The 22,192-nt window shown below is 52.5% G+C and carries 23 protein-coding genes; 14 read left to right on the top strand and 9 right to left on the bottom strand.

All coding sequences use genetic code 11. The features are described 5' to 3' along the window. Positions 1-277 precede the first annotated feature (277 nt). The 9 genes from HCX89_RS09495 (at position 278) to HCX89_RS09455 (ending at position 7,719) form a co-directional block, all read left to right on the top strand. Entirely contained in the window at positions 278-628 is a 351-nt protein-coding gene (locus HCX89_RS09495; protein ID WP_025010255.1) for an ArsC family reductase, read from the top strand. After that, positions 625-1,758, top strand: a complete 1,134-nt coding sequence (dapE, locus tag HCX89_RS09490) for a succinyl-diaminopimelate desuccinylase (protein WP_045282876.1) — start codon at positions 625-627, stop codon at positions 1,756-1,758. The genes HCX89_RS09495 and dapE overlap by 4 nt, the downstream gene beginning before the upstream one ends. A 3-nt stretch (positions 1,759-1,761) precedes the next feature. After that, positions 1,762-2,487: a M15 family metallopeptidase gene (locus HCX89_RS09485; RefSeq protein ID WP_167715811.1), complete on the top strand. Its 726-nt coding sequence runs from the start codon at positions 1,762-1,764 to the stop codon at positions 2,485-2,487. A 127-nt stretch (positions 2,488-2,614) separates the two neighbouring features. Then, a complete protein-coding gene (locus HCX89_RS09480; RefSeq protein WP_054744438.1) occupies positions 2,615-3,448 on the top strand; it encodes an alpha/beta fold hydrolase in 834 nt (277 codons plus the stop codon). Between the two features lie 103 nt (positions 3,449-3,551). Continuing rightward, positions 3,552-4,163: a carbonate dehydratase gene (gene can / locus HCX89_RS09475; protein WP_044734561.1), complete on the top strand. Its 612-nt coding sequence runs from the start codon at positions 3,552-3,554 to the stop codon at positions 4,161-4,163. Between the two features lie 237 nt (positions 4,164-4,400). Beyond that, complete coding sequence (gene kdnA, locus HCX89_RS09470) at positions 4,401-5,588, top strand: 8-amino-3,8-dideoxy-alpha-D-manno-octulosonate transaminase KdnA (protein WP_025890027.1); 1,188 nt, start codon at positions 4,401-4,403, stop codon at positions 5,586-5,588. Between the two features lie 20 nt (positions 5,589-5,608). After that, the gene (kdnB, locus tag HCX89_RS09465) at positions 5,609-6,679 is read left to right on the top strand and encodes a 3-deoxy-alpha-D-manno-octulosonate 8-oxidase KdnB (RefSeq protein ID WP_025890026.1); all 1,071 of its coding nucleotides are present in this window, start codon (positions 5,609-5,611) and stop codon (positions 6,677-6,679) included. A 68-nt stretch (positions 6,680-6,747) separates the two neighbouring features. Continuing rightward, positions 6,748-7,485 (top strand): 8-amino-3,8-dideoxy-manno-octulosonate cytidylyltransferase KdsB, encoded by a 738-nt coding sequence (kdsB, locus tag HCX89_RS09460; RefSeq protein WP_025010251.1) that lies wholly within the window; start codon positions 6,748-6,750, stop codon positions 7,483-7,485. Between the two features lie 21 nt (positions 7,486-7,506). After that, a complete protein-coding gene (locus HCX89_RS09455; RefSeq protein WP_167716025.1) occupies positions 7,507-7,719 on the top strand; it encodes a DUF2897 family protein in 213 nt (70 codons plus the stop codon). 67 nt (positions 7,720-7,786) lie between these two features. Here HCX89_RS09455 and HCX89_RS09450 read toward each other — a convergent pair whose 3' ends face one another. From HCX89_RS09450 to zwf, 6 genes are all read right to left on the bottom strand, one after another. Next, positions 7,787-8,119: a hypothetical protein gene (locus HCX89_RS09450; protein ID WP_037436899.1), complete on the bottom strand. Its 333-nt coding sequence runs from the start codon at positions 8,117-8,119 to the stop codon at positions 7,787-7,789. 117 nt (positions 8,120-8,236) lie between these two features. Next, positions 8,237-8,473 (bottom strand): hypothetical protein, encoded by a 237-nt coding sequence (locus HCX89_RS09445; protein ID WP_141250904.1) that lies wholly within the window; start codon positions 8,471-8,473, stop codon positions 8,237-8,239. 229 nt (positions 8,474-8,702) lie between these two features. Further along, positions 8,703-9,344 (bottom strand): bifunctional 4-hydroxy-2-oxoglutarate aldolase/2-dehydro-3-deoxy-phosphogluconate aldolase, encoded by a 642-nt coding sequence (locus tag HCX89_RS09440; protein ID WP_096141904.1) that lies wholly within the window; start codon positions 9,342-9,344, stop codon positions 8,703-8,705. 19 nt (positions 9,345-9,363) lie between these two features. Beyond that, positions 9,364-11,190: a phosphogluconate dehydratase gene (gene edd / locus HCX89_RS09435; protein WP_107111540.1), complete on the bottom strand. Its 1,827-nt coding sequence runs from the start codon at positions 11,188-11,190 to the stop codon at positions 9,364-9,366. A gap of 9 nt (positions 11,191-11,199) precedes the next feature. Further along, a complete protein-coding gene (gene pgl, locus HCX89_RS09430; protein ID WP_044734564.1) occupies positions 11,200-11,904 on the bottom strand; it encodes a 6-phosphogluconolactonase in 705 nt (234 codons plus the stop codon). 9 nt (positions 11,905-11,913) lie between these two features. Then, positions 11,914-13,386, bottom strand: a complete 1,473-nt coding sequence (gene zwf / locus HCX89_RS09425; RefSeq protein WP_025010246.1) for a glucose-6-phosphate dehydrogenase — start codon at positions 13,384-13,386, stop codon at positions 11,914-11,916. A gap of 315 nt (positions 13,387-13,701) precedes the next feature. Here zwf and HCX89_RS09420 point away from each other — a divergent pair, with 315 nt between their 5' ends. Both HCX89_RS09420 and pyk read left to right on the top strand, forming a co-directional pair. Then, a complete protein-coding gene (locus tag HCX89_RS09420; RefSeq protein WP_028781506.1) occupies positions 13,702-14,556 on the top strand; it encodes a MurR/RpiR family transcriptional regulator in 855 nt (284 codons plus the stop codon). Positions 14,557-14,743: 187 nt separating this feature from the next. Then, a complete protein-coding gene (gene pyk, locus HCX89_RS09415) occupies positions 14,744-16,183 on the top strand; it encodes a pyruvate kinase (protein WP_025889941.1) in 1,440 nt (479 codons plus the stop codon). Positions 16,184-16,357: 174 nt separating this feature from the next. Here the strand turns inward: pyk and HCX89_RS09410 are convergent, their stop codons facing one another. The 3 genes from HCX89_RS09410 to smrA all read right to left on the bottom strand — a co-directional run bounded on the left by HCX89_RS09410 (position 16,358) and on the right by smrA (position 19,994). Next, complete coding sequence (locus tag HCX89_RS09410; RefSeq protein ID WP_167715808.1) at positions 16,358-18,634, bottom strand: acyl-CoA dehydrogenase; 2,277 nt, start codon at positions 18,632-18,634, stop codon at positions 16,358-16,360. A gap of 10 nt (positions 18,635-18,644) precedes the next feature. After that, positions 18,645-19,292, bottom strand: a complete 648-nt coding sequence (locus HCX89_RS09405; protein WP_096141902.1) for a TetR/AcrR family transcriptional regulator — start codon at positions 19,290-19,292, stop codon at positions 18,645-18,647. 111 nt (positions 19,293-19,403) lie between these two features. Further along, entirely contained in the window at positions 19,404-19,994 is a 591-nt protein-coding gene (smrA, locus tag HCX89_RS09400) for a DNA endonuclease SmrA (protein WP_071237432.1), read from the bottom strand. Positions 19,995-20,109: 115 nt separating this feature from the next. Here smrA and HCX89_RS09395 point away from each other — a divergent pair, with 115 nt between their 5' ends. From HCX89_RS09395 to HCX89_RS09385, 3 genes are all read left to right on the top strand, one after another. Further along, positions 20,110-20,712, top strand: a complete 603-nt coding sequence (locus tag HCX89_RS09395; protein ID WP_025010242.1) for a hypothetical protein — start codon at positions 20,110-20,112, stop codon at positions 20,710-20,712. A 120-nt stretch (positions 20,713-20,832) separates the two neighbouring features. Further along, the gene (locus HCX89_RS09390; protein ID WP_167715805.1) at positions 20,833-21,525 is read left to right on the top strand and encodes a hypothetical protein; all 693 of its coding nucleotides are present in this window, start codon (positions 20,833-20,835) and stop codon (positions 21,523-21,525) included. Positions 21,526-21,668: 143 nt separating this feature from the next. Beyond that, positions 21,669-22,148 (top strand): YchJ family protein, encoded by a 480-nt coding sequence (locus tag HCX89_RS09385; protein ID WP_025010240.1) that lies wholly within the window; start codon positions 21,669-21,671, stop codon positions 22,146-22,148. Positions 22,149-22,192 lie beyond the last annotated feature (44 nt).

Raw genomic sequence — 22,192 nt, 5'->3', positions numbered from 1 at the left:
CCTAGTCAGCTTATTGGTGACAGACTCAGGTTTGGGATCTGAATTCGGGGGAAAGGTCAAAGTCATCCAGTTGACATACAGACATCAGGTTGGTTTTTCTCTTTTGTGGAAAGCCAAACCTCTTCCACTGACCCCGGTGGTCACTATGCCTTGGTCACACAAAGCGCCGGCGAGACGTATGAATTGCCCCATCAAGATAGCCCTTTTCATCGGTTTTGCCTTTGTTATACTCGCTGACAATCACGAACTATAAGCAATACAGAGAAACGGACTCGTCATGACAGATAGACTCTATGGGATTAAGAACTGCGACACGGTAAAAAAAGCACGAAAATGGTTGGAGGCCAAGGGCCAGCAAGTGACTTTTGTAGATTTTCGTGAGCAGGAACTTTCACAAGACACACTCAAGGCCTGGGTCGAGCGCATCGGCTGGGAGGCGGTGCTGAACAAACGCTCCACCAGTTTCCGTGCGCTGGATGACGCCGATAAGCAGGATATTGATAGTGCCAAGGCGATATCCCTGATGCTGGCCAATCCAACCCTTATCAAACGCCCTGTATTGACCCGGGGCCAAGATGTGATGACCGGTTTTAAAGAAGCCGACTACCAAGCGTGGTTCGGCCTATGAGTCAGCAAGTGCTTGAGCTTGCCAAGGAGTTGATCTCCAGGGCATCTGTTACCCCTCTGGATGAAGGCTGTCAGGCATTGATGGCCGAGCGACTCGCCAAACTGGGCTTTGCCAACGAGTCCATGGTGTTTGAAGATACCACCAATCTCTGGTCTCGCCGCGGTACTGAAGGACCGGTATTTTGTTTTGCCGGCCATACAGATGTGGTACCGCCGGGGGACTTGGCCAATTGGCATACTCCGCCCTTCGAGCCAGTGGTTATCGACGACTATCTTCACGGCCGCGGCGCCGCAGATATGAAAGGCTCGCTGGCGGCCATGGTGGTGGCCACCGAGCGTTTTGTGACCGCCCATCCGCACCATCAAGGCTCTATCGCTTTTCTGATCACTAGCGATGAAGAAGGCCCCTTTATCAACGGCACCACCCGGGTGATAGACACCCTGGAAGCGCGCAATGAAAAGATCACCTGGGCCTTGGTCGGTGAGCCATCCAGTACCCTCAAACTGGGCGATGTGGTCAAAAATGGCCGCCGCGGCAGCCTCACCGGCAATCTCGTCGTCAAGGGTATTCAAGGACATGTGGCCTACCCTCACCTGGCGGATAACCCAGTGCACAAGGCTGCGCCGGCGTTGGCCGAACTTGCCGCCATGCAGTGGGACAAAGGCAATGAGTTTTTCCCGCCGACCAGTTTTCAGATAGCCAATATCAACGGCGGCACAGGGGCATCCAACGTGATCCCGGGTGAGCTCAAGGTAATGTTCAACTTCCGTTACTCCACCGAAGTCACCGCCGAAGAGCTGATTAAGCGAGTCGAGAATATCCTCGATGCCCATGGACTGAATTATGAGCTTGGCTGGATCTTTAATGGCCTGCCATTTTTGACCGGCGATGGCCCGTTGCTTGAAGCGACCCGCCAAGCGATTAAAGAAGTAACAGGCTCAGATACCGACCCGCAAACCTCGGGCGGCACTTCAGATGGGCGCTTTATTGCCCCTACCGGTGCTCAGGTAATAGAGCTGGGGCCGGTAAATGCCACCATTCACAAGGTTAATGAGTGCGTTAAAGTCGCGGATCTCGAGCTGTTGGCCCAGTGTTATCAGCGTATCCTGGAAAAACTGTTGTTGGAGTAAGTGATGGCAAGGGGCGATTTTCTCTATGGCCTTGAGGCTGAAGCAGAGCCGCAAAGGACACTGGTTAGTCTAAGCGGCAGTGAAAGCGGTTCAGGCGCCGAAGTTTGGCTGGAAGTCGAGACGGCCAAGGCCTTTCTTGAGATGCAGGCCGCCGCCGAGCAAGATGGCATCGCCCTAGCCATCTGCTCGGGTTATCGCAGCTTTGAGCGTCAACTCGCGATTTGGAATGCCAAAGCCTCAGGGAAGCGCACTCTACTGGATAAAGACTCACTCCCAGTGGATGACATCGGCGCGCTCAGTGATGATGAGTTAGTAGCGCTTATTTTGCTTTGGTCGGCGCTGCCTGGCGCCTCTCGCCACCACTGGGGGACTGACTTGGATCTGTTCGACAGCGCCCAAATCAGCAAGCATGAACTCAAGTTGGTTAACGCCGAGTATGAACCCCTGGGCCCTTGCTATAAATTGGATCTGTGGCTGGACGAGCGCGCCCTGGATTTTGGCTTCTACCGCCCTTTTCAGGCGGGACTCAGTGGCGTTAGCCCGGAGCGTTGGCATTTGAGTTTCCTGCCAAAGGCCAAAGGGTTTCTCGAGCAGTTTGATAGCGAGCGTCTGCGGCAAATACTCGACCACAGTGACGTCACACTCAAGCAAGGTCTGCTTCGGCGTTTGTCGGAACTGGTCGAGACTTATGTCAGGCACGTTGCCCCCTATCCGGTTGGATTCAAATAAGTACTTTTGAAGTACGTTTGAAAAAGCGAGTTTAAATAAACATCATGCGATTTCGCGCTCAGATCCTTAGCCGGCAAACTTGGGGTATCCTGTGTCCCAAACAATAAATCCGGGATACCTTTCAACAATGACTGACTTCAATCAATATCGGCAGCAAATCGAGCTCAGAGGCGAAATCCTCAGCTATTTGGATATAGGCCAGGGCCCTGTGCTACTGCTCGGCCACAGCTACCTTTGGGACGCCACCATGTGGCAACAGCAACTGCCTGTACTGGCGAAGCACTACCGCTGCATAGTGCCGGATCTCTGGGGCCATGGGCAGTCAGGCGCGATTCCAGCGCATACCGAGAGCCTGGCGGATATCGCCGCCGATATGTTGACCTTGATGGATAAACTCAGCGTCGATGAATTCACTGTCATCGGCTTGTCGGTCGGCGCCATGTGGGGGGCCGAGCTGGTTCTGAAGGCGCCTTCAAGAGTCAAGGCGTTGGTGATGATGGGCAGCTTCCTCGGCTTTGAGCCCGAAGTTACCCGCAACAAATATATGGCCATGTTGGATGGCATCAGCCAATTGGGGCAAATTCCTGCGCCCATGGCCGAGCAGATAGCACCTATGTTTTTTGCCGTAACCACAGCAAGTCTACGGCCGCAACTGCTGAGTGATTTCGCCAGCGCCCTGCAAAGTATTTCACCAGAGCGGATCCCTGATACCGTCGCCATGGGCAAACTGATTTTCAATCGCCGCGACGCCATGGAAGATGCCGATAACTTGACCCTGCCCTGTTTAATTATGTCAGGAGTAGAAGACACGGCGCGCACTGTACTGGAATCCTTTCTGATGGTCGATGCCATAGACGGCGCCGAGATGGTGCAGATACCGGCGGCTGGCCATATTTCTGTGTTGGAACAGGGCGATTTTATCAACCAAGCCCTGCTGACGTTTCTTGAAAAGCATCACTGAAATCCGGCCGCGATGGATAGACCAGCGCGGCTTTATTTTCTGATACACTGCCGGAAATAAACCGGACACTGTGGTGTTCCCATAAGCTATTTTGTGAGCCTGAATGAAAATACTGAAACCGCTTTTTGAAAACAACCGCCGCTGGGCAGCCAGAATAAGCACAGAAAACCCACAGTTTTTCGAGCAACTGGCCAAACAGCAAAACCCCGAATATCTCTGGATAGGTTGTTCCGACAGCCGGGTACCCTCCAACCAGATCATAGATCTGATGCCGGGAGAAGTATTTGTACATCGCAATATCGCCAACATGGTGATCCACACAGATCTCAACTGTTTGTCTGTTCTGCAATATGCGGTCGATGTCCTCAAGGTGAAACATATCATGGTGGTGGGCCACTACGGCTGCGGCGGCGTCAGGGCCGCCATGGGTACCGACAGACTCGGGCTTATCGACAACTGGCTGGGGCATCTCAGGGATATCTACCGCCTGCACCATCAGGAGCTTGAACACCTCAATGACAAGCAGAAGTTTGACCGCCTCTGTGAGCTCAATGTGATTGAGCAGGTCGCCAATGTCACCAGCAGCAACATAGTCCAGGAAGCCTGGGCCAAGGGACAAAATCTGTCGATACACGGCTGGATATATGGAATAGACAATGGGCTTTTGACCGATCTTGACGTCACAGTGGATGGCGGACATCAAAGGGTGGAATGATCCAAACAGACAAGGGGCGCAGCAGCGCCCCTTGCTTTATCGGTGAAATTTTACGCAGTTGGATTTTTTCCGAAAGAAAGCATCGCAGTATGTTGGCCACCCCGTTATAATTCTGCAGTTAACACGGGTGCTCAGTCATCCGGTCACCCGGCGCATTTCGCGTGACAGCCTTATGGCATAAGGCCTTTTCTGGCGTGACCCTCCCAGAGCACAACACTATCTAAGGAGACACCTTCCATGCCCGGTTTTGAATTGTTTGGTCCTGAAGAAAAACAGGAAGTAGCAGACGTCATGGAGAACGGATTCACCTTCCGTTACAACTTTGATGCCATGCGTAATGATCGCTGGAAAACCCGCGATATGGAGCAGCTCTTATGTGACAAGATGAATGTCAAGCATGCTCACCTGCTCTCCAGCGGTACTGCCGCCCTGCAAACCGCGCTGGCCGCCGCCGGTATCGGCGCCGGGGATGAAGTGATTGTTCCTCCTTTCACCTTTGTCGCTTCTGTTGAGGCAGTATTCATGGCCGGCGCCATTCCGGTATTTGCCGAAATCGATGAGACTCTGTGTCTGTCACCAGAAGGAATTGAAGCCGCCATCACTCCACGCACCAAGGCGGTAAACCTGGTACACATGTGCGGTTCCATGGCCAAGATGGACGAAATCAAAGCCATCTGTGAAAAACACAATCTGGTACTGCTGGAAGATGCCTGTCAGGCTATCGGCGGCAGCTACAAAGGTCAGGCACTGGGCACCATAGGCGCTGTAGGTTGTTTCTCTTTCGACTCGGTTAAAACCATCACCTGTGGTGAAGGTGGCGCAGTGATCACCAATGATGAAACCATCTACAACCACGCCCACATGTTCTCTGACCACGGCCATGATCATATAGGTAATGACCGCGGCGCCGAGTCTCACCCTATTATGGGTCTCAACTTCCGTATCAGCGAAATGAACGCCGCCCTGGGTCTGGCTCAGCTGCGCAAACTGGACACCATCGTGGAGATCCAGCGTCGCAACAAAAAGCTTATCAAAGACGCCATGGCCGATATTGAAGAAGTTACTTTCCGCGAAATTCCGGATCCTGAAGGCGACAGCGCCGGTTTCCTCAGCTTTATGCTGCCAACCGAGCAGCGCACTCAGGAAGTCAGCAAGGCGCTCTCCGCCAACGGTGTAGATGGTTGCTTCTACTGGTATGTCAACAACTGGCACTACCTGAAGAACTGGCATCACATTCAGCAGCTCAAGAGCCCTGCTGCCCTGCCGATCACATTAATCGAAGATCGTCCGGATTATACTAAGGTTTCTGTGCCCAAATCTGACGCTATCATGAGCCGGACCATTTCCATGCTGATCAAGCTGTCCTGGACTGAAGAACAGATTGCCGAGCGCATTGCCAACATCAAGAAAGCATTTGCCCAATAACCTAAAGGGAGCTGGTTGCTATGAGTTTCAAGAATTTTAAAGTCGTCCCCAAAATGATCTTTGGTCGCGGTTCTTTTGTCCAACTGGACGAAGTGCTGGCCGCCGAGCGCAAAGAAGCCAACGATTTCGTGGTTTTCGTAGTGGATGACGTTCACAAGGGCAAGCCACTGGAAGGCCGTTTGCCTTTGAAAGAGCAAGATTTCTTGCTGTGGGTCAATGTCGATGACGAGCCAACCACAGAGCAGGTTGACAGCCTTACCGAACAGGTTCAGGCATTCAACAGCAAACTGCCTGTGAGCGTAGTCGGTCTTGGCGGCGGCGCCACCATGGATCTGGCCAAAGCCGTATCTTTGATGCTGACCAACCCAGGCGGTTCTGCCAAGTATCAAGGCTGGGATCTGATCAAGAACCCTGCGATTCACCATATCGGTATCCCTACCATTTCCGGCACAGGTGCCGAAGCTTCACGTACTGCGGTGCTGTGCGGCCCTGAGCGTAAACTGGGTCTGAACTCTGACTACACAGTATTCGATCAGATCATCATGGACTCCGAGCTGATTGCCGGCGTACCCACAGACCAATGGTTCTACACAGGTATGGACTGCTATATCCACTGTGTTGAGTCTCTGCAAGGTACCTTCCTGAACGAGTTCTCACGCGCCTACGCCGAGAAGTCCATGGATATGTGCCGTGAAGTCTTCCTGGGCGATCACCCTGAGAAAGATGACAAGCTGATGATGGCCTCTTTCATGGGCGGTATGAGTATCGCCTATAGCCAGGTAGGTGCCTGTCATGCGGTTTCTTACGGTCTGTCTTATATCCTGGGTTATCACCACGGTATTGGTAACTGTATCGCCTTCGACGTACTGGAAGAATTCTACCCTGAAGGGGTTGAAGAGTTTCGCGCCATGATGAAGAAGCACAACATCCAGTTGCCTAAAAACATCTGTAAAGATCTGCCGGACGAAACCATTGCCGCCATGGTTAAAGTCACCAAGAGCATGGGTCCTTTGTGGGCCAACGTCTATGGTGACAGCTGGCAGGAAAAAGTCACAGATGAGATGCTGACCAAGCTGTTCCGTCGTATCTAAGCCGGTAAATGACTGCTATGATTAGGGCTCTTTATGAGCCCTTTCTTCTTGAATACTAGGAAAATTGAATGAAAGTCACCCTGTTGATCCCTGCACGCTATGGTTCCAGCCGCTTTCCCGGCAAACCTCTGGCACCGATTAACGGTAAACCTATGATCCAGCACGTTTATGAGCGCGCCGGACTGGCCAAAGGGTTGGATAACATCTATGTGGCAACCGATGATGTACGCATCAAGGACGCTGTAGAGGCCTTTGGCGGCAATGTTGTGATGACCGGCGCCGAAGCGGCCTCCGGCACCGACAGGATTAACGATGCCATTACCCAATTGGGGTTGGCGGATGACGATCTGGTGATCAACCTGCAAGGGGATCAACCCCTGATTGATCCCATCTCCATAGAGCAGATCATCAGTCTGTTCCAGCGTCATCCCGGTGAGTTTGAAATGGCCACCCTCGGCTATCAGATCACCGAAGAGGAAGAGCTGGACGATCCCAAGCATGTGAAGATGGTGTTCGACAACGAATTCTATGCGCTTTATTTCTCCCGCGCCCGGATCCCATTCGGCCGTGATGTCAGCGACTACCCTGTCTATAAGCATCTTGGGGTTTATGCCTACACCCGTCGTTTTGTCGAAACCTTTGCCAAGCTGCCTTTGGGCAGACTGGAAGATCTGGAAAAACTGGAGCAACTGCGGGCCCTGGAATATGGTCACAAGATCAAGGTCGCCATCAGCGCATTTGACTCGCCAGAGGTAGATACACCTGAAGATATCCGCCGCTGTGAACAGCGCCTGGCCGTAGACTGAAGCAGGTAGCAAGAGATGGAAATGTCATCTTTGGAAGTCTGGTTGATTATCATTTTGGTGATAGGCGTTATTGCCAGCAACCTGGCAGTGCTCAAGTACAGTGCCAAGTTCAAAATGCCGCAATTTGGCCAGCACAGTAAAGACAAGCAGATAAAGCGTAAGGGTGAAGCCGCTGGCAACACGGATAAAGCCCCGAGCACCCAGACTGATGGAAAACATCAGGACAAAGACTGACACAAAAAAGGCGCCATTGGCGCCTTTTCCATCTCTACTTGAACCTAGACTTGAACAGGGCTTAGGCTCAATAAAACTGCACATCGGAAACCCGGGTCAACCGGACACCATCAACCACCATCTGCCAGTCGCTTCCGACCCTGTGTGGCGGCTCTGACACTTCAAAACGACTGGAGATAAAACCGATCCCCACTTCAAAGTCGTTACCATCAAACTTCTGGATACCACCACTGATCGAGGTACGGCTGTTGCCATCATAACGCTGATACTCCACAGAGCCATCGTGCTGAATAAGCAGATACATGTCAGCACTCTGCCATTCACCGGCATATTCGGCCTTGTCCAGCGGCAAGGGCTGGCCGCAACCGCCAAGGAGCCAGGCAAAAGCCAAAACCAGCATATATCTGAGACCAGAACATAGCCCGCTCAGTTTGCTGGCTTTAGATGAGTAAATAGATGAAGGAATTACCGCTGAGTCGTACATGACAAAACTCCTTTTAATCAGATCCTGAAACGATTAGTGACGAAAGCCGCTGGCGAAAAAGGTGTTTCCACAGGCAGGGCAAGACATTTTAATGGGTAACGGCTGAAATCCAAGTAAAACCATGATGCAGAGTCCAACTGGTACTGCTAACCAGTTGCCGGCAAAATGAGAAATGATCTTGGCTTCAGTGATATGGTCGGTTTGGGGCTGAAACGAACATGCCTGACAATGACAGGCGTTGTAATGCTTGATGATGCGCTCAAGTCTCACAAAAGGCTCCTCCCTGAGTCATACGGCTTATTTATCGGCAGCCGTTGCAGCAGCAACAGAACTGACCAATAAAAACCAACAGCTTACCCTTTTCAAATCAAGCTACCCTAAAGCCAATAACAGTGCAAGCCAGCCTAAAGGACTAAAATTGTTGATTTTGTTATCTATAAAAACACTGGAGCAAAGAAAAGGCTACCTCAGGTAGCCTTATTCATTCACTGCCTGATGCTCACAACGCCGCGATGGCTTCCTGGCATAGCCTGGTGATCCTGGCCCAGTCGCCTTGCTCCATCGCTTCTACCGGGGCAATCCAGCTGCCGCCAATACAATCGACATTTCCCAGCGCCAGGTAGTCTTTGTAGCTGCTCGGGGTGATCCCGCCGGTTGGGCAGAAACGGACATCGGCCAGTGGACCACTGAAAGCCTTGAGCGCATTGACCCCGCCTGAAGCCTCTGCCGGGAAGAACTTGAAGTGGGTATAGCCCAGACCCAACCCCACCATGACTTCGGAGATACTGGCCACCCCCGGAATAAGCGGGATCTTACCGGCTTTACCTGCCTTGAGCAGTTCCACAGTCGCCCCCGGGGTGATGGCAAACTGAGCGCCGGCCTCTGCCGCCTGCGCCAATTGCGCTTCATTCAGTATGGTGCCGGCGCCGACCAAGGCTTCCGGTACCTCGGCAGCTATCCGCCCTATGGCCTCGAGGGCACAATCGGTACGCAGCGTCACTTCCAGTACCCGAATGCCACCGGCAACCAGGGCCTTGGCTAGGGGCACCGCATGTTCAATCTTGTTGATAACCATTACCGGAATGATCGGGCTCAGTTTAAATATGTCCTGAGGTTGCAAGGACCAGTTATTCTCAAGCATGTACTTTATTCCTTAATGATTAGTAATAGTCATCTATGGCACTGGTACTGCGAGCACCGGTTTCAGGGCTGCTGAGATTGGCGCGCAGCGCACTGAACAGCTCACGGCCCATGCCGTAACGCACACTTCTCAATTCCACTTTATCGGCACTTCTTGCGGCCAGTTGCTGCTCATCGACCAGCAGACTGAGTTCGCCCTTTTCGGCATCGACCCGCACCAAATCACCGCTGTGCACCTTGGCTATCATACCGCCATCGAGCGCTTCCGGCGTCAGGTGAATGGCTGCAGGCACCTTGCCTGAGGCTCCTGACATACGGCCATCGGTCACCAGGGCAACTTTAAAGCCCCTGTCCTGCAAAGTCCCGAGAATAGGCGTCAGCTTATGCAGCTCAGGCATGCCGTTGGCCTTGGGGCCTTGCCCCTTGACCACCACCACACAGTCCTTATCCAGTTGACCACTGGTAAAGAGCTCATTGAGTTGGTTCTGATCGTCGATAACCACAGCAGGTGCTTCCACCACTCTGTGTTGCTCCTGCACCGCAGAAACCTTAATAACCGCCCGGCCCAGATTGCCCTTGAGCAGCTTAAGACCGCCGTTGCTCTGAAACGGCTTGGCCACTGAAGTCAGCACTTCGCTGTCCAGACTTTCGGTCGGGCCATCCACCCAGCTGAGCTCGCCATTAAGCAACTTGGGCTCCTTGGTGTAACGCTCAAGACCAAAGCCGGCCACTGTGTTGACGTCTTGGTGCAGTAAACCGGCATCCAGCAGCTGCCGCACCAGATAAGCCATCCCACCGGCAGCATGAAAATGGTTGATGTCGGCATGGCCGTTGGGATAAACCCTGGCCAGCAGCGGCACCACATCCGACAGTTCAGAGAAGTCGTCCCAGTTGACTATGATGCCGGCCGCACGGGCCGCCGCTACTATGTGCATGGTGAGATTGGTCGAACCACCGGTGGCCAGCAGAGCCACTATGCCGTTGACTATCGACTTTTCACACACCAGCTCGCCTATGGGGCTGTATTGGCTGCCAAGTTCGGTCAGACGGCACACCTGTTTGGCGGCCGCTTTATTGAGCGCCTCACGCAAAGGGTCGTCCGGATTGACAAATGAGGAGCCGGGTAACTGCAGCCCCATGACTTCCAGCATCAACTGGTTGCTGTTGGCCGTACCGTAGAAGGTACAGGTTCCCGCGCTGTGATAGGACTTGGACTCGGCTTCGAGCAAGGCGGCTCTATCGACCTTGCCTTCAGCAAACTGTTGGCGAATACGGGCTTTTTCCTTGTTGGGGATCCCTGACTTCATCGGTCCCGCCGGCACAAACAGCATGGGCAGATGACCAAAACTCAGGGCGCCTATCAGTAGCCCAGGGACTATCTTGTCACAAATACCCAGCAGCAAGGCACCATCAAACATATTGTGGGACAGGCCAACAGCGGTAGCCATGGCAATCACTTCACGGCTCAGCAGGCTGAGCTCCATTCCGGGTTGGCCCTGGGTAACACCGTCACACATGGCCGGGACACCGCCTGCCACCTGAGCAACGCTGCCCACTTCATTGCAGGCCTGTTTCAGCAATTCAGGATAGTGTTCATAGGGTTGGTGCGCCGAAAGCATGTCATTGAATGCTGTTACTATGCCTATGTTGGCCTTGGTCAGCTGGCGCAGGCTGTCTTTATCGGCCGGCTGACAAGCGGCAAACCCATGGGCCAGATTGCCGCAGCTCAAGCTGCTACGGTGCACGCCCTTGGCTCTGGCTTCAGCCAATGCCGCCAGGTACTTACCCCTGTGCTCTTGGCTGCGGGCAATAATCCTGTCTGTTACGGCTTGAACTCTTGGGTGCATCTTGCCTCCTTAAGCGCTCCAGAACACATCGACCGGGGTCTTGCGCTGCGCCAACACGGCGCGGATCGGCATTTCCCTGGGATCGTCACTCTCGAGAGCTTGGTGATATACGGAAAGTTTGGTTTCACCGACCAGATGCAGATAGATCTGGCGGCTGCCGAGCACGGCTTTACGGCTCAGGCTGATCCTGGCGTGAGGCGCATTGCCCGGATGCACGGCGCACAGCAGTGCATCGGTTTCCAGCGCCTCGGTCAGTTGCGCTTCGGGGGCGCAGGGAAACCAGGAGCAGGTATGACCATCATTGCCCATTCCCAACACGACCACATCGAAAGGCCGTGGGAAGTTGGCCAACTGCTCTGTGGCCATACTCAAACCCGCTTCCGGGCTGGCAAACATATTCTTCAGGCCACGAAACTTGGCACTGGCGGCGCGATTTTGCAGTAGATGCTCGCGCACCAGGCGCTCGTTGGAGTCCTTGTCTTCGGCATCCACCCAGCGCTCGTCGGCGAGCGTTATGTAAACATCGCTCCAGTCGATCATCTTGTGGCTGAGCTCGGCAAACAGTTTCAGTGGCGTCGAACCACCGGAAACCACCAGGCTAGCCTTGCCGCGGCTATCTATCGCGTTTTGCAGCGCGCCGGCAATACGCTCGGCCAACTGGGCTTCCAGCGCAGTTGGGTTGTCGAACGATTTGAATACGGTTTCTTTAATCATGCTGTCTCCTTATTCATCCCAGGAGCGGCCGTCTTTGGTGATCAAGGCCACTGAGGCCACAGGCCCCCAGGTACCGGCAGGATAAGGCTTGGGCTTTTCGTTGCTCATCTCCCAGGATTGAATAATGCCATCTACCCAGGTCCAGGCCTGCTCCACTTCGTCGCGGCGCACAAACAATGCCTGATTACCCAGCATAGCTTCGAGCAACAAACGTTCATAAGCATCGGCGATACGTTCGTTCTTGAAGGTGTCTGAGAAGCTCAAATCCAGCTTGGTGGTTTGCAATCGCTGTTTCTGCTCAAGCCCGGGCACCTTGTTCATCATCTGGATCTCCACCCCTTCATGTGGTTGCAGACGAATGGTCAGCTTATTGGGAGGCAGGTTACGATGGCTTGAACGATACAGGTTATGGGGTGGATTCTTGAAATAGATGACAATTTCAGAACTCTTGAACGGCATACGTTTACCGCTGCGCAGATAGAAAGGCACCCCGGCCCAGCGCCAGTTGTCAATATCGACACGCAAGGCGACAAAGGTCTCTGTGTTGGAATCCACGTTGGCGCCCTCTTCCTCCAGGTAACCGGGAACCGGCGATCCTTTGAGGAATCCGGCCGAATACTGGCCGCGCACAGTGTTTTCAAATACATTGTCCTGATTGATGGGACGCAGCGACTTGAGCACCTTCACCTTCTCATCGCGAATGCTATCGGCATCCAGGTTCACAGGGGGGTCCATGGCAATCAAGGTCAACACCTGCAACAGGTGGTTCTGGATCATGTCTCGCATCTGGCCGGCTTTGTCGAAATAGCCCCAGCGCCCTTCAATGCCCACCTCTTCGGCCACTGTGATCTGTACATGATCTATGGTGCGGTTATCCCACTTGGAGGCAAACAGTGAATTGGCAAAACGCAAAGCAATCAGGTTCTGTACTGTTTCTTTACCCAGATAATGGTCAATACGATAGACCTGACTCTCACTGAAGTAGGCAGAAACCTGATCGTTAATCACTCTGGATGACTGCAGATCTGAGCCTATGGGCTTTTCCAGCACCACTCGGGTATCGGGATGGATCAGTTGTTGTTCATGCAGGCAACGGCAGATATCACCGAAGATGGCTGGAGGCGTAGCAAAATAGTTGACCATCACCCGCTTTGCAGGCTCGAGCAATTGGTGGAAGGCTTTGTATCCTTCAGATTCGGTAAAATTGGTGCCGACATAATGGCAACGTTCGAGGAAGCGGGAAAGCGTGGTGTCACACAGGGGTTCTTTAACAAAGGTGCTCAGGGCTGTTTTAACCAGTTCGCGAAAATCTTCGGCAGAGAATTCGTCTTTGGCAACACCTATGACCTTGGTGTCCCGATTGAGCAGGCCAGCCTTATCCAGCTGGTAGAGCGAAGGCAACAATTTGCGCCTTGCCAAGTCGCCCTTGGTACCAAAGAGTACAAAATCACAAGCTTTGGCCTCTGATGTTGTTTTGCCCATTGCTTAATGCTCTCCTTTTGTCGGTGGTGGTTCCGCTATGCGATGAAGAATTCCACACTTTTGTTGTAATATAACAACAGTATTTATTAAATGCATCTATAATTTGCAAATAAAGCCGTGAGGCCAGTCTAGGCAGGTTTGGCAATAATCTGGTATGCTTTTCCTGCTTAAAACCTTCTTATCTCGGAAGTTAGCCTGTTTTCATTCCGGTATATACAGGACTTACGTCAAGATTGGTTTGCACCCTACTTTGTAGTGCTCATGCCTCAAAGAAATAATAAAATTACATAATTTCAACCCAGCGGACGTACGCGTATGAATACCCTAGAAAAGGTTCAAAAAAACCTCCCCCATTTCAGCAAGTCAGAACGCAAAGTAGCCGAAGTTATCCTGGCATCCCCCCAGACAGCTATTCACTCAAGCATAGCAACTCTGGCCAAGATGGCGGATGTCAGCGAGCCTACAGTCAACCGCTTCTGTCGTCGTTTGGATACCAAAGGTTTCCCGGATTTTAAATTACATCTGGCCCAAAGTCTCGCGAATGGTACCCCTTACGTCAGTCGTCACGTTGAGGAAGATGATACACCCGAGTCTTATACCACCAAGATCTTCGAATCTTCCATGGCTTCTCTGGATACAGCACGCCAGAGCATAGATACCACGGCCATCAACAAGGCGGTAGACATACTGACTCAAGCGAAAAAGATCTCTTTCTTCGGTCTTGGCGCCTCGGCCTCAGTAGCACACGATGCCCAGAACAAGTTCTTTCGCTTTAATGTACCGGTTTTATGTTTCGATGATGTGTTGATGCAACGCATGAGCTGTATCAATAGTGATGAAGGCGATGTAGTGGTGCTGATTTCCCACACAGGCCGCACCAAGTCTTTGATCGATATAGCAAGATTGGCCAGAGAAAACGGCGCTGCCGTGATTGGTATAACAGCGCGCCACTCGCCGCTGTCGCAGGAATGTACCCTGCCGGTTACCATGGAGGTGCCGGAGGACACTGATATGTACCTGCCTATGGCGTCACGTTTGGCTCAGTTGGTGATTATTGATGTGCTGGCGACCGGATTCACGCTACGTCGGGGCCCACGCTTCAGGGAAAGTCTCAAGCGGGTCAAAGAGGTATTGAAAGAATCCCGCATCGATAAGAGCGAGCCGCTGTAATCCCCTTTCCCGTAAGCTCCAGGGCAGTTACCAAAATTGGCAACTGCCCATGCCCCGCCTAAAATTAGCCGTAACTCACAAAAATAAAACTTTGAGTTAGATCATTTTGTCTGTAAGTTTCCTACATATTGAGCCGATGTCTGTTAATATAGCGTAAGATTTTTTTAAAACTTAAACGGAGTATATTATGTTCCGCAGAACCAAGATCGTTACCACGCTGGGCCCAGCCACAGATCGTGATGATAACCTGCGTCGTATCATAGCAGCAGGTGCCAACGTTGTTCGCCTCAACTTCTCCCACGGTTCCCCCGAAGATCACCTCAAACGCGCCAGCCAGGCCCGCAGTATTGCGAAAGAGCTTGGTGTACACGTTGCCATCCTCGGCGATCTCCAGGGTCCGAAAATCCGTGTTTCCACCTTCAAGGACAATAAGAAAGTCCAACTCAAGCTCGGCCAGCCATTCATTCTGGATGCCGAACTGGGTAAAGGCGAAGGCGATGAAACTCAGGTGGGTATCGATTACAAGGAACTGCCGGACGATGTGGTTGTCGGTGATATCCTGATGCTGGACGATGGCCGGGTACAACTGAAAGTCGAAAAGGTAGAAGGCCGTAAGGTACATACCAGCGTGACAGTTGCCGGTCCCCTGTCCAACAACAAGGGGATCAACAAGAAAGGCGGCGGTCTGTCTGCCGCTGCGCTGACAGATAAAGACAAGCAGGACATTGTCACTGCGGCACAAATTCAGGTGGACTACCTGGCGGTATCCTTCCCCCGCAGCGGCGCCGATCTTAACTATGCCCGCGAACTGGCGCAAAAGGCCGGCAGCAATGCCCTGATAGTATCCAAGGTAGAGCGCGCCGAAGCTGTGGCTTCCGATGAAGCGATGGACGATGTGATCCTCGCCTCCGATGCCGTCATGGTTGCCCGCGGTGACCTGGGGGTTGAAATCGGCGATCCGGCTCTGGTTGCCGTGCAGAAGAAACTGATCAGCCGCTCGCGTCAGCTCAACAAGGTGGTGATCACCGCGACCCAGATGATGGAGTCTATGATCAGCAGCCCTATGCCTACCCGCGCCGAAGTCATGGACGTAGCCAACGCCGTACTCGATGGTACAGACGCAGTGATGCTCTCTGCCGAGACCGCTGCCGGGGATTATCCGGAAGAAACGGTTCAGGCCATGGCCAGGGTTTGTCTCGGCGCCGAAGCACATCCCAGTGTGCGGGTATCCAAGCACCGTCTGGATGAAAGCTTCAGCTCCATAGAAGAAACCATAGCACTGTCTACCATGTATGCCGCCAACCATATGCAGGGTGTGAAGGCGATTATCGCCCTGACCGAATCCGGTGCAACGCCCAAGTTGATGTCACGGATAAGCTCGGCGCTGCCTATCTTCGCCCTCGCCCGTCATCAACCTACTTTGGCCAAGATGGCGCTCTATCGTGGTGTCTATCCGGTTGAGTTTGACTCCACCGTTTATGCCGCCGATGAGCTGGCGAAAAAGGCCCTTGAAAGCCTCAAGGCCAAGGGGTATCTGGAGAGTGGTGACATGGTGCTCATGACCAAGGGTGATGCCATGGAAACCGTAGGTGGCACCAACACCTGTAAGGTGTTGATCGTAGCCTAATGGCTTGCCAATACCGCTAAGCTGATAACAAAACAGAAAAGGTACGCCGAGGCGTACCTTTTTTATTTCTGCTGCTTTTGTTCTGTTTCAGGCTTGGTGATTTTGTTTACATCAGAGCTAAGCCCGCCCGGGACAGGCTTACCAAACTGAAATTCACATACCAATCAATCTCAATTACAGAGTTTCAAAGTCATCGACATTGATTGCCGCCAACCTCAGCTTATCGGCCTCAAGCAACTGCTCATACTCGGCTTTACTGATAACCTCAGCGTCCAATGCCGCCTGATACAGAGATAAAGGCGCCAGTTTGGCAGGCAAACGGCCATCTTTTTGAGCCTTTCTCAGTTTGCCGTGCAGTTCACGGCACTGATATTGAGCCTTGAATGCCGCTTCCACCTCGGCAATACCACTGGTGTCGCCGTCAAACTCAGGACAGAGGAAGGTCAGCCTGTCACGGGCCGGACCCGGTTTAAGCATGCTCTTGACCAGCTCAATGGACTGACTGTCTTTCGGGCCGTTGAAGTGGTTCCCCAGTGGGAATACCAGCACACGCATGACCCAGGCAACCGGACGATTGGGGAAGTTGGCTATCGCCTGCTCAAGCGCCTTGGCAGCCAGTTGCAATCGGGTATCCATCACATGTTTGACTATCGGCAGATCGTCAAACTGGCGGCCATTGTCTTCAAACAGTTTCAATGTGGCCGAGCCCAGATACAGCTGACTGAGAACGTCACCGAGTCTGGCCGAAATCATCTCCTTGCGCTTGAGATCGCCGCCCAAGATAAGCATCGATAAGTCGGTCACCAGCGCCAGCGCCTTGGACAGACGGGCCATCTGCTTGTAATAGTCGCGGGTATCGCCACTTACGGGTGAGCGCTCAAAATAGCTACGGCTGAGGGCGTTACCCAAAGAGCCGAAGGCGTTACGCAGCGCATAACCTATGTGGCCCATCAGCAAGGAGTCGAAACGCTCCAGCGCTTCACTGTTGTCTTCCATGCCGGCAGCTTCCATCTCGGCCAGCACATAAGGATGACAGCGGGTCGCACCCTGACCGAAGATCATCAAACTACGAGTCAGGATGTTGGCCCCTTCCACTGTGATGGAGATTGGGTTGGCCATATAGCCATGAGCCAGATAATTTTTTGGCCCCATCTGAATACCCTTGCCGGACTGAATATCCATGGCATCGTTCATCACCTGACGGCCAAGCTCTGTCATGTGATATTTGGCAATCGCGGTCACCACAGATGGCTTAACCTTAAGATCTATGCCTGTGGTTGTCAGACGACGAGCCGCTTCCAGCTGATAGGTGTTGGCGATGATCCTTGCCAGCGCCTCTTGAACTCCTTCAAACTGACCTATAGCCATGCCGAACTGTTTACGCACATAACTGTAAGCGGTTGTCGTCTTGGTCGCCATATGCCCTGACGCCGTCGCCAGCGCCGGCAGTGAAATACCACGCCCGGCAGAGAGACACTCCACCAGCATACGCCAGCCGCTACCGGCGTATTGCGGGCCACCTATGATCCAATCCAGCGGAATAAATACCTCTTCCCCTTGAGTGGTACCATTCATAAAGGCCATATTGAGCGGATTGTGACGGCGGCCAATTTTCACGCCGGGATGATCGGTTGGGATCAGGGCGCAGGTGATCCCCAAGTTAACCTTGTCCCCCAACAGCCCGTCTGGGTCACGCATCTGAAATGCCAGCCCCAGCACAGTGGCCACAGGTGCCAGCGTGATGTAACGCTTATTCCAGCTCAGCTTCAGCCCCAGAGTTTCCTCGCCCTGGAACTCACCGCGGCAGACTATCCCTTCATCGGGAATGGCACCAGCATCTGAGCCGGCTTCGGGGCCGGTCAGGGCGAAACAAGGGATCTCTTCACCTTTGGCCAAGGCCGGTAACCAGTGCTCTTTCTGCTCCTTGGTACCATAGTGAGTCAGCAGCTCACCCGGACCGAGTGAGTTGGGTACCATCACAGTCACGGCGGCGCTGACACTGCGGCTCGCCAACTTACTGACTATGGTGGAGTTGGCATAGGCAGAAAACTCACGGCCACCGTATTTTTTGGGGATGATCAGCGCAAAGAAGCCTTCTTTCTTGAAGTACTCCCACAGCTCAGGCGGTAAGTCCTTGCGGTTGTTGACTATGTCATAGTCATCAATCATTTTTAGCGCCGTCATCACCTGATGGTCGATAAAGTCTTTCTCTTCGGCGCTCAGTGCCGGCTTGCCATAGGCGTGCAGGCTTTCCCAGTTGGGTTTACCACGAAACAGCTCGGCTTCCCACCAGACATCACCGGCCTCCATCGCTTCACGCTCTGTATCAGAAAGCGGCGGTAACACCTTACGAAAGAAGGCCAATACCGGCCTTGTCACGAACTGCAGGCGTATATTGCGCACGAAGAACAGCGCTATCAGGACAACAATTATTAGAAGGATAATACTCATAACCAGACCTTTATTCTGCTTGAGAAACCAGCGGCACAGCCACACCGGCGGCCATGTAGGGGATCACCTTGCGGATGACCGCCTCTATATCATTATGTTCACCAAAGTCGGCTTCGGCTATCTCGTTGAGCGCATCGGCCGAGGCCATGGTGAAAACTATGGTTCCCAGGGTAAAGTGCAAGCGCCAGAACATCTCTGCCGGCGGAATGTGAGGTGCACTGCCGGACACAGCCTGAACAAACTGATCAAGATGCTCACCATAGTGGGTGGTAATAAACCAGCGCAAGTGCCCCTGGCTTTCGATGTAGCCGCGACCGAGTAGTTGCAGGAAGATACTGGTTCCTTCGTTGCGGACTTTGTTGAGTTCCAGCAGCGGCCCCACCAGGGAGGAAAAAATGGCATCCAAAGAAGCCTGTTTATCCTGGCCGATAAGCTCATTGATGGCGTTGGACGCCGACGGCATAAACACGTCCAGGTAACGTGCCAAAACCGCCCGAATGAGCTCTTTTTTGGAACCAAAATGGTAGTTTACAGATGCAAGATTCACTTCTGCTTTGCTGGTGATAAGCCTGAGGGAGGTTTCTGAAAACCCCCGTTCGGCAAACAGCTTCTCCGCGGCATCAAGAATTCTTGTCTTGGTATCAGATCGACTTGCCATTCCGTGACCTTAGTTAATTTAAAACACTCGTTTAAATTAAACATTGGTTACACTTATGTCAAACTAAATCTCGGCCTCTTGCAAGGCCTGCAAACCGCCGTTAAAGACAGCTCAGCGAAAGCCTGCTCCTTTGTGGTTGGTCTCGCGGGATTCAAGCCGTTTGGCTTCTGATTTAGGCAACATCACATAGAGGGCCCCATAGCCGCCGTGTTCGCGCTGAGCGCTGTGAAACGCTTGCACTTCATCCATCTGCGACAACCAGAAGTTAACACAGGTTTTGATAAGCCCAGGAAACGGCTTACGATTCTGCCCTTTGCCATGGATCACCAGCACGCAGCGGTGGCCCAAAGCCACCTGAGCTTGAATGAAACCGAGCAGATAATCTCTGGCTTGGCGCACCGACATGGCATGAATATCCAGCTCGGCGGCTATCTTGTATTTGCCGAGACGTAAATTCTTGAATACCGCCTCCTGGATCCCCTGCTGCTTGTAGCTGAGCATATCATCGGGTTTCACTCTGGGGATCAGCGCTAAATCCAAGGTCAGGCGCTGCAGGTACTCATGGGCCTCGGCGGCGGCTTTGCGTGCCTGTTTTGACTCGCTAGAAAGAGGTTTCGCTCTGGTCTGGGCCTGGGTTTGTTGCTTGAGCGGCACCACATCGGCCATTTCTTGCATAAAAAGTGTCAGATCATCTGCTTTCATGATGCGACTCCTCCAACTTATGACGAGGTTTACACACTTTGTAAAGAAATCAATCTTCTGTTACCAAGGGGCTTCTATTATAGTGAGGTCAGATGAGCCTGCTTAGATGATTTTAATGAAATTCCTGACCCTATTGTTCTTTTGCCTGATTTCTGTGCTTCAGCCCCTCAAGGCCGCCGAATTGCAGGATAAAGACCAAGCAGCCCTTAATCGTGTCTATGTCATGTTCAACCGGGCATTTAATGAACTCGACTCAGCTCCTTTGGAGGATATATACGCCGAGGATGCCACTTATATTCCTGAACAGCAAAGCCTTGCCATAGTTCAGGGGCGTGAAAACGTACTCAAACTGTATCAAAAGTTCTTTGACCGCATTCGCCATAAACAAGCCAGAATAGATGTGGATTTTAGGGTTGTTCAGCGTCAGGCACACGGCAAGAGCGCCACTGACATAGGCTATTATCTGGTGCGTTTTCACCCGCCGAAAGACACTGAAGAACCCATGAGCGAGTTTGCCGGTAAAATCGTTATCGTCAGCCATAAAGATAAAAAAGGTAACTGGTTAGTGGATGTTGATACCAGCAACCGCGCCGAGCCTGAGCATTATTTCAACGCCAAACCCCAACCTAACCTGTATTATGGCGAGCAGTTTGCCCCCGTGCCCCCTGCCAGCGATCTCCCACCCAGTGTTGAAATTGAAATCGTTCATGCCAAGTAATTGGCAGTACTTGAGCGTGTGCCCTACGGATATAAGAGCGCTATCGTTTTTGCTGCAATTACAATGACGGATTACCTTGTTCACTTCTCTTGCTGAAGTTCACGACAAATAAAAGGAATTATGAGTCAGATGACGCTCAAAGCCTTATTGAACGATTGCAAATGGTTCGATCGCACCTTTACCGGCAAATACGCTAACCTGGATTTGGTGAGCGAAATCACTTTGCCCATCTCTTTGAGCTTTTTCACTTTGCCCTGGAGAAAAGAGCTACCGCTGCTTTTGAGTCTAGTTCCCGTTATTGTGCTGGCCACTCTGCTGGCACCTTTTATGGGAAAGGTTCAGTTGCTGTTGCTCCCTGCCTGTAGCGTCATCTGGTTTTTGATATATATCCAGGTACGCAAAGGCCGGATACTGACTCAGTTAGGCGTGAAAAGCAGTGCCAAAGACGAGCGGCAGATAAGGATAAACCAAACCCGTATTCTCCTGCCTCAATATCTCACGGGAGCAACGACCGCTGTCGCCAAAGAGGATATTGCGAGTCTGGTGTTCCACTGGGTGGGCTATCATGACAATCATCAGCTTGAGCGCAAGCGAGCTCACACCTTGACAGTTAAGCTGAAAAACGGCCGCGAGTATCGGCTCTCTGGTACGGCCTATCCCTTACGAAGCCTGCTTTATCTGGCTATTTTCTTTGACTACCCGCTGCAGCTGATAGAGGCTTTACCTGCCAAAGAACGCCTTATCCAATTTGCCATAGGGCTTGCGTTCAGTGTTTTGATGCTCAATCTGGTAATGATTTTCATCATCCACTAACCAAAGCTTCCAAGGCCTGGCAATATAGCCGCTTTTCAATGCAAGGCTGCCGTCAAAGCGCTATTATGAGCGCAACTCAAGCCGGGATGCCGGCGCCTTTTTACCATTCACTATTGAAACAGAGATTGAAACAGAAAATCCCGATGCCAACCAATACCCTTTGCCCTTGCCACTCCAAGCTCCCCTACTGCGAATGCTGTCAGCCGCTGCACACTAAGCAGCACACAGCTGCTACTCCAGAGCAGTTGATGCGCTCCCGCTATGCCGCCTTTGTCAAACAGGAGTTTGACTATCTTATCGATACCCATCACCAGGACTATCGACAGGGACTCACGACGCAAATCCTGGCACAAATGCCAAAGACTCAGTGGCTGGGACTGCAGATTGTCGAGCGGGAACCTTTGACTCCGGGGCAAACCCAGGCCAGAGTCACTTTCAAGGCCTGGTATTTGGCCGATGGCCAGTTGGACGCTATTTTTGAAGAATCGAAATTTATACTTGAGGCCGGCAACTGGTTTTACACCGAGGGCAAGCAGTTCGCCGTCAGCTATCCCAAACGCAATGAACCCTGCATTTGCAACAGCGGTCACAAGTTCAAACACTGCTGTCTGAAACGGATTTAGCTAGGAGTTATTTAAGTTCGGCCCCAAGTTGGCCAGAGTGAGCT

The sequence above is a fragment of the Shewanella sp. Iso12 genome, from assembly GCF_012030025.1.
In the GTDB taxonomy this organism is placed as follows: Bacteria; Pseudomonadota; Gammaproteobacteria; order Enterobacterales; family Shewanellaceae; genus Shewanella; species Shewanella algae.
This window is presented reverse-complemented; position numbering and strand designations above follow the sequence as displayed.